4 protein-coding genes and 1 pseudogene are annotated in these 3,831 nt (G+C 48.0%); 1 reads left to right on the top strand and 4 read right to left on the bottom strand.

The features are described from left to right. Positions 1-151: 151 nt before the first annotated feature. Entirely contained in the window at positions 152-895 is a 744-nt protein-coding gene (locus AB7S66_RS11905) for a redoxin family protein (protein ID WP_428520283.1), read from the top strand. On the opposite strand, the gene trhA is transcribed toward AB7S66_RS11905, so the two are convergent. The 4 genes and pseudogenes from trhA to AB7S66_RS11885 all read right to left on the bottom strand — a co-directional run. Next, on the bottom strand, positions 882-1,550 hold the full coding sequence (gene trhA, locus AB7S66_RS11900) for a PAQR family membrane homeostasis protein TrhA (RefSeq protein ID WP_428520281.1): 669 nt from the start codon (positions 1,548-1,550) through the stop codon (positions 882-884). The two genes, AB7S66_RS11905 and trhA, sit on opposite strands and share 14 nt — an antisense overlap. A gap of 124 nt (positions 1,551-1,674) precedes the next feature. Then, the gene (locus AB7S66_RS11895) at positions 1,675-2,418 is read right to left on the bottom strand and encodes an amino acid ABC transporter ATP-binding protein (protein ID WP_428520279.1); all 744 of its coding nucleotides are present in this window, start codon (positions 2,416-2,418) and stop codon (positions 1,675-1,677) included. Beyond that, positions 2,411-3,271, bottom strand: coding sequence for an amino acid ABC transporter permease (locus AB7S66_RS11890; RefSeq protein ID WP_428520277.1), 861 nt, complete (start codon positions 3,269-3,271; stop codon positions 2,411-2,413). The genes AB7S66_RS11895 and AB7S66_RS11890 overlap by 8 nt, the downstream gene beginning before the upstream one ends. A 145-nt stretch (positions 3,272-3,416) precedes the next feature. Next, positions 3,417-3,831 (bottom strand): annotated as a pseudogene (locus AB7S66_RS11885) (basic amino acid ABC transporter substrate-binding protein); the annotation flags it as partial.

Here is a 3,831-nt window from a genome sequence, read left to right as displayed (position 1 = left end):
AATCTTGCTCGAGCAGCTTGAAAGTGTCTTTGCAGCAATTAAGAAACATTCGAAGCTTATCACGATAATCAGCGGATTCTTCCTTCTGGCCTTCGGCATTGTCTTGACCTTGGGATTCACTCCGGCCGCACTATTTCTTTAGGAGTTTTTCATGAAAAAAAATACCCGTACCCTTATGATAACCCTGATTTCATTCATCGTAATCATTGTCGTCGCCTCAGTTGCATACAATGCACTCAAGGAGAGCAGCGCTCCATCTGTCTCACTCACCCCGAATCTTACGAATATTCCCACTGCTGTAGAAAAACCTGTTGCCGTTGCACCATCAATTGATGCAGTAGAAGAGCCAGCTGTGGCCACAACAAGTTCTGCAGTTGATGAGCCGGTAGCGACTCCTCCTGAGGCAACAGCTGACGAAGAGGCCGATGCCCCTGAAACGGAAGCTGCTGCAGATGCTCCTGCTGAGGAAGCGCCAAAGATGCCTGATATTCCTCTCTTCACCCTTGACGGGGAAGAGACCAGTTTTGATGCCGTACGGCAGGGAAAACCGGCAATCATCAACTATTTCGCTTCCTGGTGCCCTCCCTGCAAGCAGGAACTTCCTCACTTCCAGGCCGCTTATGATACCTATGGTGATCAGATCAGCTTCATCTTCCTCAACGCAATGGATGGGCAACGAGAAACACTGGAAACCCTTACCAAGTTCATGGAGGATTTTCCGTTCACAGGTCCTGTCTACACGGATGAAGGAATCTTTGCCTACATCTTCCAGACAAACAGCCTGCCGACCACCGTATTCTTCAATGCTGATGGCTCAATTGCTAACGGCTATCTCGGGTATGTCAGTGAGACTGCACTGCAGGAGAACATTGACCGGTTGCTCACACAAGAGTAAGCATATAACCGACGTAGAACAGAGCGCTTCCCCCGATACAGAACAAATGCCAGATGGCATGGTAGTGGGGGAGGCGTTTACTTGCGTAAAAGATCACCCCGAAACTGTAGGTAAGTCCCGCTGCGATGATCCATTTAATCAAATCAGAAGGGATGTAGGGCACAATATCCTTCCAGAAGAATACAATCAGCCATCCCATGGCAAGATAGAGCAGAACATGCAATACCTTGGCCTTTCCCCAGAAAATGAGGGTGAAGACGATACCTGTTACCGCAACCAACCAGACCAGCATCGTAATCCGGTAAGCAACAGGAGTCCCGATGTACATCATCAATGGTGTATAGGTTCCTGCAATCAGGAAGTAGATGTTGCTATGATCCAGAACCCTGCAGAGCCGTTTACCATTCCCATGGGGTAGGGAGTGATAGAGAGCAGATGAACTATAGAGCAACAACATGGTCAATCCCCAGATGACCAAACCTACCTTGAGGGATGTACTGGCGAGGGAAGGAAGCTTGAAGAGGATGGAGATGAGTGCGATGAGCGCAAGAACTGCTCCCACGACATGTGTTATTGCGTTTTCCTTTTCCGCCTTCGGGTCATCATAGGAGTGAAGGGTGATATGGTCCTCTAGCCAAGCATTGAAACGTTGCATCGGTGATGCCTCCTGTTGCTGGATACCTTAGCGATGTGCCTGTTTCTCGGCAATGGTAGATTTCTGCTGTTTGGCTACTAGTAGAAATCTATCAGGAGCAAAAAAAAGGGCCCTGAGGCCCTATTCAAAGGATATGCTCCAAAAAGAGTTTTGTTCGTTCACTTTTTGGATGGGAAAATATCTCATCTGGTGTACCGATTTCCACAATCCGTCCCTCGTCCATGAAGACAACCTTTGAAGCAGCTGCCTTGGCAAATCCCATCTCGTGGGTGACCAGAAGCATGGTCATGCCACTCTTTGCAAGTTTGAGCATGACATCAAGCACTTCCTTGATCATCTCTGGATCGAGAGCGCTGGTGGGTTCATCGAAGAGCATAACCTTCGGTTCCATTGCCAATGCACGTGCAATGGCAACACGCTGCTGCTGCCCGCCCGAGAGCTGGGGTGGATGTACGTCAGCCTTTTCCTCAAGCCCTACCAGCTTCAATAAGTCCATTGCTTTTTCCTCAGCCTTCTTTTGTGACATTTTTCTTACTTTCACAGGGGCGAGGGTGATGTTCTGCATGACAGAAAGGTGGGGGAACAGGTTAAAGGACTGGAACACCATTCCTACTTCCTCACGAATCTTTCTCAAATCCACATGTGGGTCTGTTACCTCATCCTCATCGATGAAGATTTTTCCACCAGTTGGGTTTTCCAATTTATTGACACTTCTGAGCAAGGTGGATTTTCCACTACCCGATGGACCGATGATAACAACAACTTCACCATTTTCCACCGTAAGATCAGCGTGTTTGACAGCTTTCACCAAGGCCTTGTTTGCGGTGATATAATCCTTTGAGAGATCTTCAATACGTATTCTAGCCATTCTGATGCAACCTTTCCTCCAGGATGCCTACCAAGCGGGAGAGCAGGAGGGTGATGATGAGGTATATGAGCGCAACAACCAACATGGTTTCCAAGGAGAGGAAGGTCCGACTGATATACTCCCTTCCTTTTCTCAGGATGTCACTGAGTGCAATTGTAGATACCAGGGATGAATCCTTGAGCATCGAGATGAACTCGTTTCCGATTGCTGGAAGTATTACCTTAACCGTCTGGGGGAGAATGACATAGCGAAAGGCCTGGGAGCGGCTCAACCCCAGGGCAATGGCAGCTTCCATCTGTCCCCTGGGTATTGCCTGTATACCTGCCCGTACGATTTCACCCATGTAAGCGCCGAAACAGATGGAGAGTGCAACGACTGCTGCAACCATCCCCTGTATCTTGAAGAAACGGCCCATTGCATAGTAGATGAAGATCAACTGGACAAGGAGGGGAATACCCCGGATCAATTCCACATAGACCCCGCTGATCATATTGACCCAGCGCCGTTTACTCACCGAGCCAAGGCCAGTGATAGTTCCAATCATCAAGGCACCAAAAATTGCGAAGATCGTAGCCTGGAATGTTACCGGGGTTCCCTTGATGGTCACCATGAAAATATCCCGATAGGGTTGGGGTTTGAACATAACCAGGCCAGTAAGCAAGAGGATTGCACTGAAGAAGGTAATCCTCCATGAATTCAGTACATGTCCATCATCCTTACGCGGAATGAGCACACCATCGGTCATCTGGATGGTGAGTGCCTTTTTTTTCTGTGCAGTTGGGTCAACAGAGACAACCTGGTCCCGTATCTTCTGCATTCTCATTGTTTCATTGTCAAATGGTTGTTTTTCCATATAATCTCACATTCTACATGATATAAGGGAAGTACTACATAATCATGCATGTAAAGTCAAGCTAATATGTATAAATATTCACATATTCCCGATAAACAGTACAGCCGCCTCACGGCGGCTGCAACAGTAGTGAAACAAGGTTTGTTTAGATGATGCCCCACTTCTCTTTCAGTGCATCCATTGTTCCATTCTCTTCCATGGTCTTCAAACCATTGTTGACCAGGTCCAGTACTTCACTGTTACCCTTCAGGGTTGCAATGGCAATCGGCTCAGGCTCTCCCAAGTCACTGGCACTACCGGTGATCTTCAGTTTGTTGGCATAGTTGTCATTGGTCATGACGAAGTCACTGGCGATGACAGAGTCGGTGACCACTGCATCAAGATTGCCGTTGAGCATATCCTCGATGGCAAAGCCAACCTCATCATAGGCCTTGATAATTACACTGAAGTCATCACGACTCTGGTCGAAATCATCAAGGAAGATATGGCCGGTGGTCCCCAGCTGTACACCAACGGTCTTGTTGTTGAGACTTGCAGTATTGGAGAGATCCGTATTGGAG

This window comes from Sphaerochaeta sp. (genome assembly GCF_050178175.1).
Taxonomy (GTDB): domain Bacteria; phylum Spirochaetota; class Spirochaetia; order Sphaerochaetales; family Sphaerochaetaceae; genus Sphaerochaeta.
This window is presented reverse-complemented; position numbering and strand designations above follow the sequence as displayed.